The sequence below is a fragment of the Lyngbya sp. CCY1209 genome (assembly GCF_035615495.1).
Lineage (GTDB): Bacteria > Cyanobacteriota > Cyanobacteriia > Cyanobacteriales > Microcoleaceae > Limnospira.
In genome coordinates, this window is sequence record NZ_JAJENU010000700.1 from 43,185 (window position 1) to 59,005 (window position 15,821).

Genomic DNA, 15,821 nt, shown 5'->3' on the forward strand with positions numbered 1-15,821 from the left:
CATTCCCCATTCCCCATTCCCCATTCCCCATCCCCCATTCCCCCAATACAATGAACACTCATTTTCTGACCGCTTTGATCCTGGCGGGGGGGCAAAGTTCCCGCATGGGCCGGGATAAGGCGACAATTGCGATCGCGGGAATTCCCCTGCTGCTGCGGGTGTGTCGGGCCGCGGCCGGGTGTTGCGATCGCGCCTACATCCTCACACCCTGGCCGGAACGCTACCGGGATATCGTGAAGGGCGAATATCCGTTTCTCCTGGAAACCCACCCCGGCGAGGGGCCTTTGGTGGCGTTGGCGGACGGACTGACGCGAATTGATACGGATTGGCTGTTGCTGTTGGCCTGCGATTTGCCGCAATTGCGATCGGACATCCTGCGGCGGTGGACGTCCCGGTTGGAGGAGGTGCCGCGATCGCGTCTGGCGGTGGTGCCCCGTCGCGGGTCGAGGTGGGAGCCCCTGTGCGGATTTTACCGCCGGGAGGCCCTGGAGTCACTGCAAGAGTCTATCGAAACTGGGGGGCGATCGCTGCAACGGTGGCTGAGTCGGGTGGAAGCTGAACCCCTGGCGGTGGGGGAGGCGGAAGCGGAAATGCTGTTCAACTGCAATAGGCCGGAGGATTTGGGGGCGATCGGATCGGCTTCCCCCAAGTCGGATATTTCTGGTACGATAGAAGGCGATCGCTGATGCTATCCGCCCGATCTGCTATTCAATTGACGACCTTTTCCGAAAAGATACAACAGAAAGGGTAGTGATTCTCTAGTTCACTTCTTAGGGCAATTGATCTCATGAATCCCCTTATTCCGATCGCATTATTAATTGTCTACGTCGGTGGAGTCTGGAAATTTTGGTCGGGATTTAACCGCACGAATTTTGAAAAGAGTTTTGGCAATCGCGTCACCCTGTCGCTGTTGTGGCCGGTGCTGCTGATCGCCAACCGTTCCTACCGACAAAACTTTACCAAAGCACTGAAAGGATCGAATCGGTAATTCTCGGAAATTGTAATGTCTAAAACCCCCGATCGCAACCATCCAGAAGGATTTTTCGGCTTGAGTGGCGGCGCGGGTGACGAATGGCAGTCCCAAATTGTCGCCGTCGCCCGCCGTTTCAATCAGGAGTATCGGGGGGAACCGTTCGAGCTCCCGCAGGAGGTGGAGACGATGCCGATTTTTCGCGATCGCGTCTCGGGAGTCCTCCAAGAAAAACTGACGTCTCCGTTTTGGGAAATCGCCAAACCGAAGAAGAATCAACACTGTCTGGATCTCGGCTGCGGGGTCAGCTTTTTGATTTACCCCTGGCGGGATTGGAACGCTTTATTTTACGGCCAGGATGTCAGTTCGGTGGCGCGGGATGCGTTGCTGTCGAGGGGGCCGCAGTTGAATTCCAAGCTGTTTAAGGGGGCGGAACTCGCCCCCGCGCACAACATTCAGTACGATGCGGGACAGTTCGATTTGGCGATCGCGACGGGGTTTAGTTGTTACTATCCTCTGGATTATTGGAAGGAGGTAATCGGCGAAGTTAAACGTGTGTTGAAACCGGAGGGAATCTTCGTTTTTGATGTCCTCAATCCGGAAATGCCTCTGGCGGAAGATTGGGCAATTTTGGAGACGTATTTGGGGACGGAGGTTTATTTGGAGGCGATCGCGGATTGGGAGGAGTTGATTAAAAATTCGGGGGCGAAGGTTGTTAAACGGCAGTCTGGAGAGTTATTTCAAATGTATAAAGTGCGGTTTTCTTAAGTTGGATTTTAACCACAGAGGCACAGAGGACACAGAGAGAGGGAGTCAAAGTCCCCGTATAAATCAAAGCGAAGCATCCTTGGGCTTCCCCCTTACTAAGGGGGACGGGAGGGGGATTGAAGGGGGATTTAGGGGGATTGACTCTGTTTCATTGGATTGAAAATTGCTCTATTAAATTGATTAAATATGGACTCGAATCCTCGGCTGTGGCTGATCGGCGGAACCAGTGAGAGTGCGGCTTTGGCGGGTGCGATCGCAACCCTTCAAATTCCCTTTACCGTTACCGTCACCACTGAATCGGCGAAGGGTTTGTATCCGGTCAATTGTCCGCAATTAAGAATTGTGGTCTGTCAGCTTAATCTTACCACAATTCAGCAATTTTTACAAGAGCAAAACATCGGCGCAATTTTGGACGCCTCCCACCCCCACGCGGCGGAAATTTCCCGGTTGGCGATCGCTGCGTCCCGAGAACGCAACGTCCCCTATTTGCGTTACGAACGCCCCCAAATTCAAGAATTGGATAAAACGACCGAATCGGATGTCCTGCACCTGGACGGCTTCGATACCCTCGTTTCGGGGGATTACCTCGCCGGACAGCGGGTGATGTTGACGCTGGGTTATCGCACGTTACCGAAGTTTAAAATATGGCAGGATCGGGCGGTATTATTTGCCCGGATTCTCCCGTCTTTAGTCTCGCTGGAAGTCGCCCTAAATTCTGGTTTTACGGGCGATCGCATTATCGCCATCCGCCCCCCCATTTCGGCGGAGTTGGAAGCCTCATTATGGCGACAGTGGGGGATTTCCCTGGCTGTCACCAAGGCATCGGGAAACGCCGGGGGAGAGGGGATAAAACGGAAGGTTGCGAGGGAATTGGGAGTGCCTTTAATTATCATCGATCGCCCCAAAATTGCCTATCCTCAATACACGGAAGATCGGGCGATCGCGATCAAATTTTGTCGCCGACATATCCCCGCTTTTTAAAGCTGTTCGGGATCGATTCCTGCCTGCCTCAACCGTTCCTCCAACTGTCGGACTCGGTTTTCGGCTTGTTCCGCCTGTTTTGCCAACTCAACCGGGGTTAAAAATAACTTCCCGTCGGGGCGATAAATTTCTAATTCTTCCGTCCCCAAAACAAAGCGAATTCCTAACCGAGGACTCACCCAATTATCGATTTCATCAATAGCCGTAAAACCGTCCTCGGAACGCAGCCACCCGCAGAAATCGACGGACATGGGATCGTAAAGATAATATTCCTCAACCCCGTATTTCCGATAAAAATCCAGCTTTTGAGCCATTTCCTTCAGGGTGTTGTTGTGGGAGAGAATTTCAAACACCACCTGGGGCGGAATGTCGTTTTCTCTCCACTGCAAATAGGAACGGCGATCGCCTTTCGGACGACCGAAAACGACCATCACATCCGGGGCACGAGAAATCTGATTATTTCCCTCCTCCGGATACCACAACAAATCGCCGACGACGAGGATATCATCGCGATCGGAAAATAGAAAATCGATGTTTTCTTTGATTTTTACGATCCAACGAAATTGAAGGGTATTATCTGCCATCGGCTTGCCGTCGCTTTCCGGGTAAACGATGCCCGACTGTTTCGGAGTTTTAATTTCCTGAACCATCGGATTTTTCTCCAAGCTCAAATGATATTTTATCAAACTTTGATTTTTTTGACAACCCACCAATTCGGCTGACATTACGGCAACCAAAGATCGGGAATGACCGATTTGGCAATATCTCGGACGCTTCGATTCATCTGTCGCAAAACTTGAACGTGGTCTTCGTCCGGTTCGACGGGGATAATCTGGGCTTTTTTGCCGTATTGGAAGCGATCGCAAATCAAATTTGCAGCTTCCAAACCCGTCACATAGGCTTTTTCCTGGGACCAGGAACCGTGGCGGTTGACAATCCAATCCCCACTCATGAAAACGTTCTCAAAACTGGTGGTGGCGGGAAGCATAAATTGGTGGCTACCGGGGAAGAAATGGGTCACGGCTTGGCGGAGGCGAACCACGCTGCGATCGCAAATTTGTGCGGACTTAAAATCGGGAATGCAGGTTTTCAAATACCCGTGGACGATATCCACAATTTCATCGTCGTCGAGGGGTAAAAACTGGTTGGCGTGGTAAAAATCCGCTTCAATGACGGTTCCGGATTCGTCTTTAAATTCGTCGTGGAGGGCGTTTAAATCGAAGAACGTCCAACCCGTCGTCGGGTCGAAACCGAAGCAGGCGTTTGATGGTTTGGGAATGGTAATTTTGCGATCGAACCACAGGCGAGTTGATAAGACATCAATCCCACCCAAGTTCTGAATATTACGGAATTCCGAATGGTTTTGGAGGGCGGAACTTCCGGCGACAATTTTTTTCATGCCGCCAATTCCCACCGCAAAAATAACCGCATCGGCATCGAACTGTTCGTCCCCGCAAATGACGGCCGTCGCCTTTCCGGTTTCGTCCAATTTTAAATCGCTGACTCGCCTGTTAGTCAGGACTTTTCCGCCGGAATTTTCAATAGTTTCTATCCAGGGATTGAAGATGCGATCGCCCACCGTTCCGCGACACCAAACGACATCAAAATCCGGCTGATGTGCCAAAATAAAATAGTACAACATCCCCAAAGCAGCGGCGGCAGAACACTGTTCGCCAGGGGCGAACAAACCCACCAACAACATCGGATTAAATGCTTCGTGATACAGTCGTGCAGAAACGCCGTATTGTTTGAACAATTCCCGGGCGGTGATGCAGTCATAACGCCGCCAAGCCTCCTCGGAATTGTCGAAATCAATCACCGCATATAAAAGGGGCAAAGCGGACAGGCGATCGCTCAAAGGCAACCGTTTAAATTGCGTATAAACAAACGTCCCCAACGGCATCGGAAGACGCGGCAAATCTTGAAAAATCGGAGATTCTACAACTAACCCATCGGGGGAATATTGGGCGGAACGAGTCCAGGGGGTAAATGGATCTAATCGCAATTCTCGGACTAGGGAAAAGATGTTTTGATAGGGATACCAAAACCCGTGAATTCCGGCTTCTACGGAACGTCCGCCGGGAGTTTTCCACCCCGCCACCAAACCCCCCGCCTGGGGACTCGCCTCCAGCAGTGTCACGTCATAACCCTGTTTTGCCAGGTGGTGTGTCGCCCCCAAACCGGCCCAACCCGCCCCGACAACGACGACTTTGGGCGTCTGCGTATTTTCGACCATTATTCCTCCATATTTTTGTTGATACATTATAGCGGTTTTCGCTAAGAGATCCCCCTAAATCCCCCTTAATAAGGGGGACTTTGAGTTGAATTCTCCCCTTAAGAAGGGGGACTTTGAGTTCAATTCTCCCCCCTTCTCCCCCCTTCTCCCCCCTTCTCCCCCCTTACAAAGGGGGGCTGGGGGGGATGGGGGCTGGGGGGGATGGGGGCTGGGGGGGATCTACACTTTTGCCGAAACCGGAAGATCCCCCTAAATCCCCCTTCAAAAGGGGGACTTTGAATCGAAAATTTCGTTATTATCAAAACAAAAAATAACGTTGTGCCATTGGCAAACTTGTCGCGGGTTCGCAGGTCAGTAACTCCCCGTCCGCCCGCACTTCGTAGGTTTCCGGATCGACTTCCATTTGAGGCAAAAACTCATTTAATTTCAGGTCAGATTTGCTCAGATTGCGGGTATTTGAAACCGGAACTAAAGATTTTTTCAATCCCAGTTTTTGCAGAGTTTTGCCTTCCAAAGAGGCTTGGGAAACGAAGGTGAGGGATGTGGCCGCGATCGCACCTCCGAAACTTCCAAACATCGGCCTCATGTGGATCGGTTGGGGGGTGGGAATACTGGCGTTGGGGTCGCCCATTTGCGACCAGGCGATCGCACCACCTTTGATCACCATTTCCGGTTTCACTCCAAAAAAGGCGGGTTTCCACAGGCACAAATCCGCGAGTTTTCCTTCTTCGATAGAACCGACAGAATCGGCAATTCCGTGGGCGATCGCAGGATTGATCGTATACTTGGCGATATAGCGTTTGGCGCGGAAATTATCGTGGGTTTCTCCCTCATTTTCCGGCGTTAATAACCCCCGTTGCACCTTCATTTTATGGGCGGTTTGCCAAGTGCGAATAATGGTTTCTCCCACCCGTCCCATCGCCTGGGAATCGGACGCGATCATGCTGAAGGCGCCGAGGTCGTGGAGGATATCTTCGGCCGCGATCGTCTCCCGGCGGATGCGGGATTCTGCGAAGGCGACATCCTCGGGAATGTTGCGATCGAGATGGTGACAGACCATCAACATATCCAAGTGTTCTTCGAGGGTATTTGTCGTGTAGGGACGGGTGGGATTGGTGGAGGAGGGGAGCACATTTTTCAAGCCGCAAACTTTGATAATATCCGGTGCGTGTCCGCCGCCGGCCCCTTCGGTGTGGTAGGTGTGAATCACCCGTTCTTTAAAAGCCGCGATGGTGTTTTCCACGAACCCGGCTTCGTTGAGGGTGTCGGTGTGAATTGCTACTTGAATATCGTAGCGATCGGCGACATTCAAACAGGTGTCGATCGCCGCCGGAGTCGTCCCCCAATCTTCGTGCAATTTCAAACCCATCGCCCCCGCCATCACCTGTTCGACTAACCCCTGGGGTTGGGCACTATTTCCCTTTCCTAAAAATCCCAAATTCATGGGAAACGCTTCCGCCGCTTCCAACATTCGGTGAATGTTCCAAGATCCGGGGGTGCAGGTGGTGGCGTTCGTCCCCGTCGCCGGCCCCGTCCCGCCGCCGATCATCGTCGTAATTCCAGAGGCGATCGCGGTTTCGATTTGTTGGGGACAAATAAAGTGAATGTGGCTGTCAATTCCCCCGGCGGTGAGGATCTTTCCTTCCCCCGCGATCGCTTCTGTGGACGGCCCGATAATGATATTGATATGATCTTGAATGTAGGGATTTCCGGCTTTACCAATTTTGTAAATTTTGCCGTCTTTAATGCCAACATCGGCTTTGATAATCCCCCACCAATCCAAAATTAAGGCGTTGGTAATCACCACATCCACCGCCCCATCTTCCCGAGAAATGGGGGACTGTCCCATCCCGTCCCGGATGACTTTTCCGCCCCCAAATTTCACCTCGTCGCCGTAGGTTGTCAGATCCCGTTCGACTTCGATAAATAATTCCGTATCCGCCAGCCGCACGCGATCGCCCACCGTCGGTCCGAAGGTTTCCGCGTAGGCTTGTCGATCCATCCGATAACTCATTTTTTACTCCCAATTGATAACGATAATTTTACCTCCTCTCCCTCGGTCGGGGAAAAGCCGTTCTATCCTCCCCATTTTTCAGGGGAGAATGAAACGACCCGGCGGGACAAAAGGGCGAAATAACAGTTGAAAAACGCTATTGATTTTCCTCCGCTTCCCCCGCTTCCGGGCGATCGGCTTGTAATTGTGAAACTTGCTCCAGGGTCAATCCCGTCACCTCGGCAATTTGGGCGATGGGCATCCCGAATGTCAGCAGATTCATGGCCACTTCCATCTTGCCTTCGGCTTTGCCTTCGGCTTTGCCTTCGGCTTTACCTTCGGCTTTGCCCCGGGCTTCCCCTTCTTGCAAGATTTCTTGATAAATAACAGATTCCCGCATAAGTTCCTGCCTCAACAGTCGTTGAATGAGTTCTCTCTCTAATACTAACCCCGCCAAAATCCCCGCCGATGCCGTCAAATCACTCCGCCTTGTCAAATCCTCGATCGCCTCTAGCTCCTGGGCGACGGTCTGCAAAACCCCCGCGCGATCGCCCGTTTGAGCCAATATCGCGAAGGGCAACAATCCCGGCGATGTCAAAAAGGTCGCGACGGGCTGTTCCCACAGACGAATCACCTGAAATTCATGTCGGGTTCCGGGCAGCTCGAACCGGGTTTGATACACCAACGGGGAGGCAGACTCTCGCAGATAAACCACCACTTGACGCATCCGTTTCTGAGGAAAGCGACGAAACACCCGCAGGCGATAGTCCGCCATCCGAAAGGGGATCTCGGCGTCGGGCTGGGTCTGAAATTCGACGTGCAGCACCACCGTCTCGGATTGGAGAAGAATCAGGGCATCTGCCCGCAACGGTTGCAGGGACAGTTCCGTCGGACTCAGGCGCGTCAGAGCGACGGGTTCGCCCAACAACCAGGAGGCGATATCGGCACTGAAGTGCTCGGTCAGGTAGCGACAAACGTTGTCAAACATACTTCATAGTTTACCATTTCATTCTCCGCTGAAAAATGGCTGGTGGGTTCCCGGTGCGACCTGGCAAGGGCGGCGTTGGCTAGAGTCCCATCACTTATTTTTTTTCTTCGATTTTCCCTTTTTATCCTTGTCCTTTTTCTTCTTTTTTTCCCCTGACGCTTTGGGTTCCAATGCCCCATTCACCAAGCCATTAAAACCATAAATTTCGCGACTCCCGGCGATCGCCACCAATTCCACTTCTCGTTCGTCCCCCGGTTCAAAGCGGATGGCGGTTCCGGCGGGGATATTCAGCCGCATTCCCCGGGTCAATTCCCGGTCAAATTGCAGGGCGGAATTGACCTCGTAGAAGTGAAAGTGGGAACCCACCTGCACGGGGCGATCGCCCGCATTTGCTACGGTGACATTGAGCGTCGGGCGACCCGCATTGAGTTCGATTTCGCCCGGTTTTACAATCAATTCTCCTGGAATCATAGCTCCTTTATCAACTTTAAAACGTAGGTAGCACAGGCATCCTGCCTGTAAAAAGCTGGATGGTTATATTAGGGCGGTTGACTTACTGAATTGGGTTGTGTACCGTCACCAACTTGGTTCCGTCCGGAAATGTCGCCTCCACCTGGACTTCTTCCACCATTTCCGGCACCCCTTCCATGACATCATCGCGGGTCAATAATGTGGTTCCGTAACTCATCAAATCCGCCACCGTCCTGCCCTCCCTCGCCCCTTCCAGAATGGCGGCGGAGAGGTAGGCGACGGTTTCGGGATAGTTCAGTTTCAGTCCCCGTTCTTTCCGCCGTTCGGCGAGTAACGCAGCGGTAAAAATCAGTAACTTATCCTTTTCTTGGGGTGATAGTTGCATTCATAACTCCTCAAATTAGGCGATTTTTTTAAACGCTCCAAACTCGGGGTGGCGCGATTTTTTGTCCCGCAGAATTGGGGCGGAGTCCCTGCCAAATTTCGGTGAACCAGGCGATCGCCTCTGCGGTGGAAGGGCCGCGATAGCGACACAATAACCCCGATAAAAGTTGAGTGGCCCCGGCTTCTCCTTTTGCCCCTCTTCGATTCCAGAGGATTCTAACACGATTTAGGGTGTCTTCGGCGACGGGTTGTCCCACCCAGACGAGGGTTGCCGCCACGGGCCATCCGCCCAAACCGTGGGGACTCTCCAAAATTGCCCGATCGCCCGGTAGCCACTGGCGATCGACCCACAGCGGCGATCCATTTTGCCAAACTTCCGTATGCGATCGCCACTCCCCGTTTAAAAATTGTTCCCCCCGGGCGGAACGGCCGAACCGGACAATTTCCCACCCCAGCCAGGTGGCGCCGGGTTCCAACTCCACCCGCAAATCCTGACGGTAAATCGCCCCGTCGAACAGGATCGTTTCCCGGGGAAAATATTCCAAATGAGATCCCGTTTCTAGGCGGATATCGACGGTTTGGGTGGCGGTTTTTCCGGCACTCCGATAAACTTTACTCGCCGCAGCGGTGGTGAATAATGCCCTGGCATCCGGTTTTAAATGGAGGGTTTGGGAGAGGCGATCGCCCCCCACCATTCCCCCGGCCGTGTGCAGGGCCACGCTCTGACAAATCTCCTCGCCGGCGGGATAAAATGGACGCTGTATTTTAAAGGGCGATCGCGCATATTTATCGACAATTTTAGTCGTGCCATTTTGGGGCGCATAAGTGAGGTTGAGAAGGCCGTGCCATCCCGGGGCGATCGGTTCAGTCATGGGGAAAATTTAGTGAATGCCGTCAGTTTTACCTAATTTATAACAGGTGAGGATAAAAATCTAAAATCTAAAATCTAAAATTATTTCTTGACCCGCTTCTTCGTTTTCCGTTTGGGGCGGGCGGGTTGGGCGGAGGGCAAGGCGGTGTTGAGGGTGGGCATGGAAACGATCACTCGAGTTCCGCAGTTGAGGCCGGCGCTGTAGAGTTCGATGCGGCCTTCCATCATCTCCATGAGGCGGTTGGCGATCGCCAATCCCAACCCCACGCCCCCGGCTTCCCGGGTGGTGGAACCGTCCACCATCACGAAGGGTTTGAACAGTTGCGATTGTTTTTCGGGGAGGATGCCAATTCCGGTATCGACGATGGTGACACTCGCCCGTTCCAAAAACGGGGCGGAGTCGGGGGATTTCGACGAAGTGTATGGGAGAGAATTGGGGAGGCGTTCAAGTTGGCTTGAAACGGTGATGCTCCCTTTTTTGGTGAATTTGACGGCGTTGTTGAGGAGGTTGAGAAATACCTGTTTGAGTTTGTCCCGGTCGGCCTGGACGTTGAGAGTTTCGGGGGACAGCATCACTTGCAAATCCAGGTTTTTCTGCTGGAGTTCCAGGGTTTGCAGGGCGATCGCTTCCTGGAGGACTTCGTTGAGGTCGGTGGGTTCGAGCATCAGGGACAACTGGCCCTCTTCGATCAGGGCGATATCCAAAATGTCGTTGACGATGTTGAATAAATGCAGGGCGGAATCGTTGGCCATCTGCAAATACTCCATTTCCTCGTCGCGATCGTCGCAAAACCCCTCTTGAATCAAGTTCAGGGAATTCAAAATCCCGTTTAAGGGAGTCCTCAGTTCGTGGGAGATCACCCGCAGGAATTCGTCCTTGAGTTGGTTGGCGACTTGGGCTTCCCGGGTGGCGAACTCCAGGGCTTGCGCCCGGGACTGGAGGCGATCGACCATCGTCCGCAACGCTTGGGCCAACTGTTCCACCTCGCGAATCTTGAGATTTTGGGGGACCTGCGACGGGGATTCGATGCTGTTGACGCGCTGGGCGTAATCTCGGAGCTTTTCCAGGGGGCGGGCCAGATCCCGGGAGAGGTAGAGGGCCGCGATGATACTCGCCACGATCAAACTGAGGGTGAGTACGATCAAAACTGAATTGATATCCCGCAGCCCGGAGAGGGCATCGTCCAAACTGGCGACGGCCAGGATTACCCACTGACTCTCCGGTGTCCGAGAAATGGGGCTGGGAATGGCGTTGTACCCGGCGAGCAATTCTTCCCCATCCTGTTCAAATGAGAACAGGTGGATGAAGTTGCTGCGGCCGGCCAGGGCGCTGGCGAGCAGGCTCTGAAGCCGGAGCGAGTCCGGGTATTCTTCGATATTCAAGCCCACGGATTGGGGGTTGGGGTGGGCGACGATGGTTCCCGCCTGATCCAAAATCACCGTCGTTCCGGTGAGGGATTTGGGGATCTCGTACCCGCCGAGCATCCAGGAGGATTCCAAACCCAACCCGTAGCGGAGTTGGTTGGTTTTCCCGTCGGAAATGTAAATCGGGGCGACGGAGACCAACCGCAGTTGATTTTCTGGCGTCCGGGGGATGGGTTCGACGGGAGATTGGCCCCCGGTGTCGGGTTCGGCCTCGTCGCCGGGGGGGGTCAAAGTTGTGGTCAGGTCGGGGAGGCCGACATTGAAGATGTAGACTTGGGATTGATTGAGGGTCCAGTTTTGCGGTTGGGAGGCGGGCCACAAGTCCGTGGGCATCTGGCCGATCGCGCGATCGCCGCAGGTACTCGCCACGATGCGATCGGTTTGCAAATCCTTCAGTTGCAGGCAGTTGACGATAAACGGCAACTGGGAGGTGAGTTGTTCGAGAAAGGGTTGGAAGTTTTCCTGTTTTCCCGACTGCAAGACGGAACTGCGGGCCGCGAGAATCAAACTCGACTTCAAAGAACGGGACCATTCGTCGATATCTTGACTTTTTTTGACGGCACTTTCGGTCAAGTTGAGTCGGGCCGTTTCCAGCAACCCCGAGCGAGCCTTACGATAGGTGACGTACTCGCCAATCAATAGGACCGGAAGGCTCAACAGCAAAATCCGGGATAGAAGAAGACGGCGAAAGGAGGATTGACCTAGCTCAGGCATAATTCAAATCCAACTGAAGGTGCAATGCCCAACGGCAGCTCGATTTTCAGGAGTCGTTCGCCCAACTGGTCGGTGTCAACCCGTATAATAAGCTGAATTGGTCAACAACTGAAGTGTGCGATCGCGGAGCGTGCCACGAGGCCGATCGCGGAGCGGATGCGCGGATATGGCTCGGAGTCTGATTTTTGTTGTCACTTCATTATATAGAATCGAGTGGGCGAGCCATTTTTGGGGGGCCGGATTTCTAGCGCCTCACTCCCCCTGGAAAATTTCCAATCCAACCCATAATTGTTATGACAACTGGCATCTGGATTTTAGGCGATCAGCTCTGGCGCGGACAGGCCGCCCTCCGACAGTGCGACCTGTCAGATACCCCCGTCATCCTGATCGAGTCCCTCGCTCGCGCCCGGGTCCGGCCGTACCACCGGCAAAAACTGACGTTGATTTGGTCTGCCATGCGCCATTTTGCGCGGGAACTCGAGGAGTCGGGGGCGGCGGTGACTTACGTCCGCCAGGCCGACGATTTTGAGGTGCCCCTGAATCGTTGGATCGAGGCCAACGATGTCGATGAGTTGTGGGTGATGGAACCGAGCGATCGCCCCTTTGGGGATTTGATTGAAAATTTGCAGTTGCCGATCGCGATTCGCCGCATCCCCAACAATCATTTTATCTGGAGTCGGGCGGAATTTCAGAATTGGGCCGAAAGTCGGAAGCGGCTGGTGATGGAGGATTTTTATCGGCAAGGACGGCGGCGGTTCGGGGTGTTGATGAATGGCGACGAACCCGCCGGGGGACGCTGGAATTTCGACCGGGAGAATCGCAAACCCCCCAAGAATCTCCCCGACAGGCCGTCACCCCCACACTTCGAGCCGGACGACATCACCCGGGAGGTGATGGAACGGGTGCGGGAGTTGCCGTTTCCCCTGTACGGGAGCCTCGACGATTTCGGCTGGGCCGTGACCCGCGACGGAGCCCGGGCGGTGCTGGAGTATTTTCTGGACGAGTGCCTCCCCACCTTCGGCCCCTACCAGGATGCGATGGTGACGGGGGAGGAGACGATGTGGCACGGGTTGATTTCCCCCTATCTCAACCTCGGGTTGCTGCAACCGCTGGAAGTGGTTCGAGCCGCACAAGAGGCTTACCGAACCCGCGATTTGCCCCTCAACAGCGTGGAGGGGTTTGTCCGCCAGGTATTGGGGTGGCGGGAGTACATGGCGGGGATTTACGGCTGGGTGGACGAGGAGTATTTCCAGAGCAACTGGTTCGGACATGACCGCCCCCTGCCGGACTTTTTTTGGGACGGGAGCAAGACGGACATGAATTGCCTGCGTCAGGTGCTCTCCCAGGTGGAGCGGCGGGGGTACGCCCACCACATCCAGCGGTTGATGGTGCTGGCGAATTTCGCGCTGATTTCCGGAATTTCTCCCCAGGCGGTGGAGGATTGGTTTCACGCGGCTTTCGTGGACGCCTACGACTGGGTGATGCAACCCAACGCCATCGGGATGGGACTGTTCGCGGACGGGGGGTTGCTGGCGACCAAACCCTACGCGGCGTCGGCGAATTACATCGATCGCATGAGCGACTACTGCCGGGGCTGCGGGTACGATCGCGGCGATCGCACCGGGGAAAGGGCCTGCCCCTTCAATTTCTTTTACTGGGACTTTCTAGCCCGCCACCGGGACAAGCTCAAGTCCCTGGGGCGGATGAATTTGATGCTGGCCAACTTGGACCGGATCGACCCGGAGGAACTGGACGCGATCGCCGAGAAGGCCGCGGACTGGCACCGGAACTCCCGGGGTTGACGGGGACGCCGGGTCGCTTTTCCCCATTTTGCCCCCGCTTTAAAATTCTTATCTTTTCGCAGATTTTTCCCCAGAAATTCCACAGATTTTCCACAGGCTTTCCCGGGGTTTTCCACAGATTTCGGTTTTTTTTCCACAGGAAATCGTCGCAGAATGACGACCTGCGGTCGAATTGGGGATTTCGCGATCGCCCCCATTGCGACGGGCAAATTTTCGATTTCTTGTAAAGCTCTGTAACAAAAAAAGGGCTGAAAATCCCATTCCGTCGTGAAGTCCGGCCCGCCCGGACGGGGGTTGTAACACTTTGCAACATTGACAACCCCACCCCCCAATAGCACACAATAAATCGACTACCCAATTTTTGGAGTGGCGATCGGAAAGCGGGCCATTCTCCCCTTCCTCCCAGCTTTAAAAATTGCGGATTGTCCTGTACCTTCAACCCTGGGAGCAGTTTCATGAACACAAGTGTGAGCATCTTTGCCGAAATTCCTGAAACGCTGCACGAATCCCTCCAGGGCTACCTCGAAACGCATCCGGACTGGGATCAGGATCGGGTCTTTTCCGCAGCCCTGTCACTGTTTTTGTTGCAAAATGGAAGGAATAACACGCCGGAGGCCCTGCAGAGCTGCCGCCAAGCCGCCCGGATTTACCTCGAAACGCTGTTCCAGTCCGACCGGTTAGCCTAGGACGTCAGCCCCCCCATTTGTCGGACTCCCCGGCTTGCTGTCCAATTCCCAACTTTTCGACCGATTCCTCTATGACAAACGTACTCGATACCCTAATCGTCGGCGCCGGTATTAGCGGCCTGAGTTTGGCCCACGCCCTTCTCCGCAAAACCAACGGCACCTCCCCCCCCGAGGTGATGGTGACAGAAAGTCAAAACCGGGTGGGAGGAAACATCACGACGGGCTCTCAAGGTGAGTTTTTGTGGGAGGAAGGCCCGAACAGTTTCGCCCCCACCCCCGAGTTACTCGAATTGGCGGTCGATGTCGGGTTGAAAGAGGAATTGATTTTGGCCGATCGCCAGTTGCCCCGGTACGTCTACTGGAACCGTCGGTTGCATCCGGTGCCGATGAGTCCGCCCGCCCTGGTGAGTTCCCAACTGCTGAGTCTGACGGGCAAGCTGCGGGCGCTCGTGGGGGTGCTGGGGTTCGTCCCGCCACCGGTGGGGAGCCATTTTTCCCGCCAGGACGGAGAGGAAACCGTCACCCAATTTTTCGATCGCCACCTGGGTTCCGAAGTCCGGCGGCGTCTGGTGCAACCGTTCGTGTCGGGGGTGTACGCCGGCGACCCGGATCGGTTGGCCGCCCGCTCCGCCTTCGCCCGGGTCGTCAAAATGGAAGCCCTGGGGGGCGGCTTGCTGGCCGGGGCGATCTTGTCTCGCGGAAAGCAAAAGCGACCGGCCCCGGACCCCCGCATCCCCAAAACGCGGCCCGGGGAGTTGGGGTCGTTCCGCGGCGGGTTGCAGGTTTTGCCCGAAACCCTGGCGACTCAGTTGGGCGATCGAATTCGGTTGAATTGGACCCTTGATCGCTTCTACCCCAGCGAAAATCAAACTTATATCGCAGAATTTTCCACACCGGAGGGCGATCGTCAGTTGGAGGCGCGGACTCTGGCATTGATGACCCCCGCCCACGTCAGCGCCCGTCTGTTGAAACCGCTACAATCCCAAATGGCCGAAGCCCTGGCGGAAATTCCCTATCCCCCCGTCGCCTGCGTGGTGCTGGCCTATCCCAAATCGGCTTTGAAGGGCGACCTGCGGGGCTTTGGAAACTTGATCCCCCGAAATCAGGGCATCCGGACGCTGGGAACGATCTGGACGTCGAGTTTGTTCCCGGGCCGCGCCCCCGAAGGCTGGCAGGTTCTCAGCAACTACATCGGCGGTGCCACGGACCCGGAAATCGGCGAAATGGACGAAGAGCAAATTGTGGCAGCCGTGCACCGGGACCTGCGCCAGATTTTTCTCGCCGAGGACGTTTCTCCGAAAGTGCTCGCGGTTCATTTGTGGCGGCGGGCGATTCCCCAATACACCCTCGGCCACCAGGATCGCCTGGATCGGATCGAAGCGGGATTGCGATCGCTGCCGGGCCTGTACCTGTGCAGCAATTATATCGACGGGGTGGCCGTGGGAGATTGCGTGCGGCGATCGCGGGAGTGGGGCGATCGCATCCATTCCCAACTCCAAGATGCCGGAAAAACTTGAGAATGATCAATTAAT

At 54.8% G+C, this 15,821-nt stretch carries 14 protein-coding genes and 1 pseudogene; 7 read left to right on the forward strand and 8 right to left on the reverse strand.

The features are described 5' to 3' along the window. Window positions 1-50 precede the first annotated feature (50 nt). From LKE08_RS28995 to LKE08_RS29010, 4 genes are all read left to right on the forward strand, one after another. Window positions 51-686: a molybdenum cofactor guanylyltransferase gene (locus tag LKE08_RS28995; protein ID WP_324707778.1), complete on the forward strand. Its 636-nt coding sequence runs from the start codon at window positions 51-53 to the stop codon at window positions 684-686. A gap of 101 nt (window positions 687-787) precedes the next feature. After that, window positions 788-988: a hypothetical protein gene (locus tag LKE08_RS29000; RefSeq protein WP_324707779.1), complete on the forward strand. Its 201-nt coding sequence runs from the start codon at window positions 788-790 to the stop codon at window positions 986-988. A 15-nt stretch (window positions 989-1,003) separates the two neighbouring features. Next, entirely contained in the window at window positions 1,004-1,738 is a 735-nt protein-coding gene (locus LKE08_RS29005; protein ID WP_324707780.1) for a class I SAM-dependent methyltransferase, read from the forward strand. A 186-nt stretch (window positions 1,739-1,924) separates the two neighbouring features. After that, window positions 1,925-2,719, forward strand: coding sequence for a cobalt-precorrin-6A reductase (locus tag LKE08_RS29010; protein ID WP_324707781.1), 795 nt, complete (start codon window positions 1,925-1,927; stop codon window positions 2,717-2,719). Here LKE08_RS29010 and LKE08_RS29015 read toward each other — a convergent pair. The 8 genes and pseudogenes from LKE08_RS29015 to LKE08_RS29050 form a co-directional block, all read right to left on the reverse strand. Next, window positions 2,716-3,369, reverse strand: a complete 654-nt coding sequence (locus tag LKE08_RS29015; RefSeq protein WP_324707782.1) for a Uma2 family endonuclease — start codon at window positions 3,367-3,369, stop codon at window positions 2,716-2,718. The two genes, LKE08_RS29010 and LKE08_RS29015, sit on opposite strands and share 4 nt — an antisense overlap. A gap of 74 nt (window positions 3,370-3,443) precedes the next feature. Continuing rightward, entirely contained in the window at window positions 3,444-4,955 is a 1,512-nt protein-coding gene (locus LKE08_RS29020) for an FAD-dependent oxidoreductase (RefSeq protein ID WP_324707783.1), read from the reverse strand. Between the two features lie 298 nt (window positions 4,956-5,253). Then, window positions 5,254-6,969: an urease subunit alpha gene (ureC, locus tag LKE08_RS29025; protein WP_324707784.1), complete on the reverse strand. Its 1,716-nt coding sequence runs from the start codon at window positions 6,967-6,969 to the stop codon at window positions 5,254-5,256. Between the two features lie 136 nt (window positions 6,970-7,105). Continuing rightward, the gene (locus LKE08_RS29030; RefSeq protein WP_324707785.1) at window positions 7,106-7,936 is read right to left on the reverse strand and encodes an Rpn family recombination-promoting nuclease/putative transposase; all 831 of its coding nucleotides are present in this window, start codon (window positions 7,934-7,936) and stop codon (window positions 7,106-7,108) included. Window positions 7,937-8,101: 165 nt separating this feature from the next. Then, window positions 8,102-8,407 (reverse strand): annotated as a pseudogene (locus tag LKE08_RS29035) (urease subunit beta); the annotation flags it as partial. An 82-nt stretch (window positions 8,408-8,489) separates the two neighbouring features. After that, complete coding sequence (ureA, locus tag LKE08_RS29040) at window positions 8,490-8,792, reverse strand: urease subunit gamma (RefSeq protein WP_324707786.1); 303 nt, start codon at window positions 8,790-8,792, stop codon at window positions 8,490-8,492. Between the two features lie 28 nt (window positions 8,793-8,820). Then, the gene (locus LKE08_RS29045) at window positions 8,821-9,663 is read right to left on the reverse strand and encodes an urease accessory protein UreD (protein WP_324707787.1); all 843 of its coding nucleotides are present in this window, start codon (window positions 9,661-9,663) and stop codon (window positions 8,821-8,823) included. 80 nt (window positions 9,664-9,743) lie between these two features. Continuing rightward, window positions 9,744-11,801, reverse strand: a complete 2,058-nt coding sequence (locus LKE08_RS29050; RefSeq protein ID WP_324707788.1) for an ATP-binding protein — start codon at window positions 11,799-11,801, stop codon at window positions 9,744-9,746. A 293-nt stretch (window positions 11,802-12,094) separates the two neighbouring features. Between LKE08_RS29050 and LKE08_RS29055 the strand changes: the two genes are divergently transcribed. From LKE08_RS29055 to hemG, 3 genes are all read left to right on the forward strand, one after another. Further along, window positions 12,095-13,603: a cryptochrome/photolyase family protein gene (locus tag LKE08_RS29055; RefSeq protein WP_324707789.1), complete on the forward strand. Its 1,509-nt coding sequence runs from the start codon at window positions 12,095-12,097 to the stop codon at window positions 13,601-13,603. Window positions 13,604-14,058: 455 nt separating this feature from the next. Next, window positions 14,059-14,289 carry a DUF2811 domain-containing protein gene (locus tag LKE08_RS29060; RefSeq protein ID WP_324707790.1) on the forward strand — a complete coding sequence of 77 codons (231 nt, stop codon included), beginning with the start codon at window positions 14,059-14,061 and terminating at the stop codon, window positions 14,287-14,289. A 71-nt stretch (window positions 14,290-14,360) separates the two neighbouring features. Then, entirely contained in the window at window positions 14,361-15,806 is a 1,446-nt protein-coding gene (gene hemG, locus LKE08_RS29065) for a protoporphyrinogen oxidase (RefSeq protein WP_324707791.1), read from the forward strand. Window positions 15,807-15,821: the final 15 nt, after the last annotated feature.

What these genes read in the sequence shown, in the direction of transcription:
- LKE08_RS29015 (WP_324707782.1), bottom strand. Translation starts at nt 3,369, where the DNA reads ATGGTTCAGGAAATTAAAACTCCGAAACAGTCGGGCATCGTTTACCCG.
- LKE08_RS29020 (WP_324707783.1), bottom strand. Translation starts at nt 4,955, where the DNA reads ATGGTCGAAAATACGCAGACGCCCAAAGTCGTCGTTGTCGGGGCGGGT.
- LKE08_RS29055 (WP_324707789.1), top strand. Translation starts at nt 12,095, where the DNA reads ATGACAACTGGCATCTGGATTTTAGGCGATCAGCTCTGGCGCGGACAG.
- LKE08_RS29045 (WP_324707787.1), bottom strand. Translation starts at nt 9,663, where the DNA reads ATGACTGAACCGATCGCCCCGGGATGGCACGGCCTTCTCAACCTCACT.
- LKE08_RS29030 (WP_324707785.1), bottom strand. Translation starts at nt 7,936, where the DNA reads ATGTTTGACAACGTTTGTCGCTACCTGACCGAGCACTTCAGTGCCGAT.
- hemG (WP_324707791.1), top strand. Translation starts at nt 14,361, where the DNA reads ATGACAAACGTACTCGATACCCTAATCGTCGGCGCCGGTATTAGCGGC.
- ureA (WP_324707786.1), bottom strand. Translation starts at nt 8,792, where the DNA reads ATGCAACTATCACCCCAAGAAAAGGATAAGTTACTGATTTTTACCGCT.
- LKE08_RS28995 (WP_324707778.1), top strand. Translation starts at nt 51, where the DNA reads ATGAACACTCATTTTCTGACCGCTTTGATCCTGGCGGGGGGGCAAAGT.
- LKE08_RS29005 (WP_324707780.1), top strand. Translation starts at nt 1,004, where the DNA reads ATGTCTAAAACCCCCGATCGCAACCATCCAGAAGGATTTTTCGGCTTG.
- ureC (WP_324707784.1), bottom strand. Translation starts at nt 6,969, where the DNA reads ATGAGTTATCGGATGGATCGACAAGCCTACGCGGAAACCTTCGGACCG.
- LKE08_RS29060 (WP_324707790.1), top strand. Translation starts at nt 14,059, where the DNA reads ATGAACACAAGTGTGAGCATCTTTGCCGAAATTCCTGAAACGCTGCAC.
- LKE08_RS29050 (WP_324707788.1), bottom strand. Translation starts at nt 11,801, where the DNA reads ATGCCTGAGCTAGGTCAATCCTCCTTTCGCCGTCTTCTTCTATCCCGG.
- LKE08_RS29010 (WP_324707781.1), top strand. Translation starts at nt 1,925, where the DNA reads ATGGACTCGAATCCTCGGCTGTGGCTGATCGGCGGAACCAGTGAGAGT.
- LKE08_RS29000 (WP_324707779.1), top strand. Translation starts at nt 788, where the DNA reads ATGAATCCCCTTATTCCGATCGCATTATTAATTGTCTACGTCGGTGGA.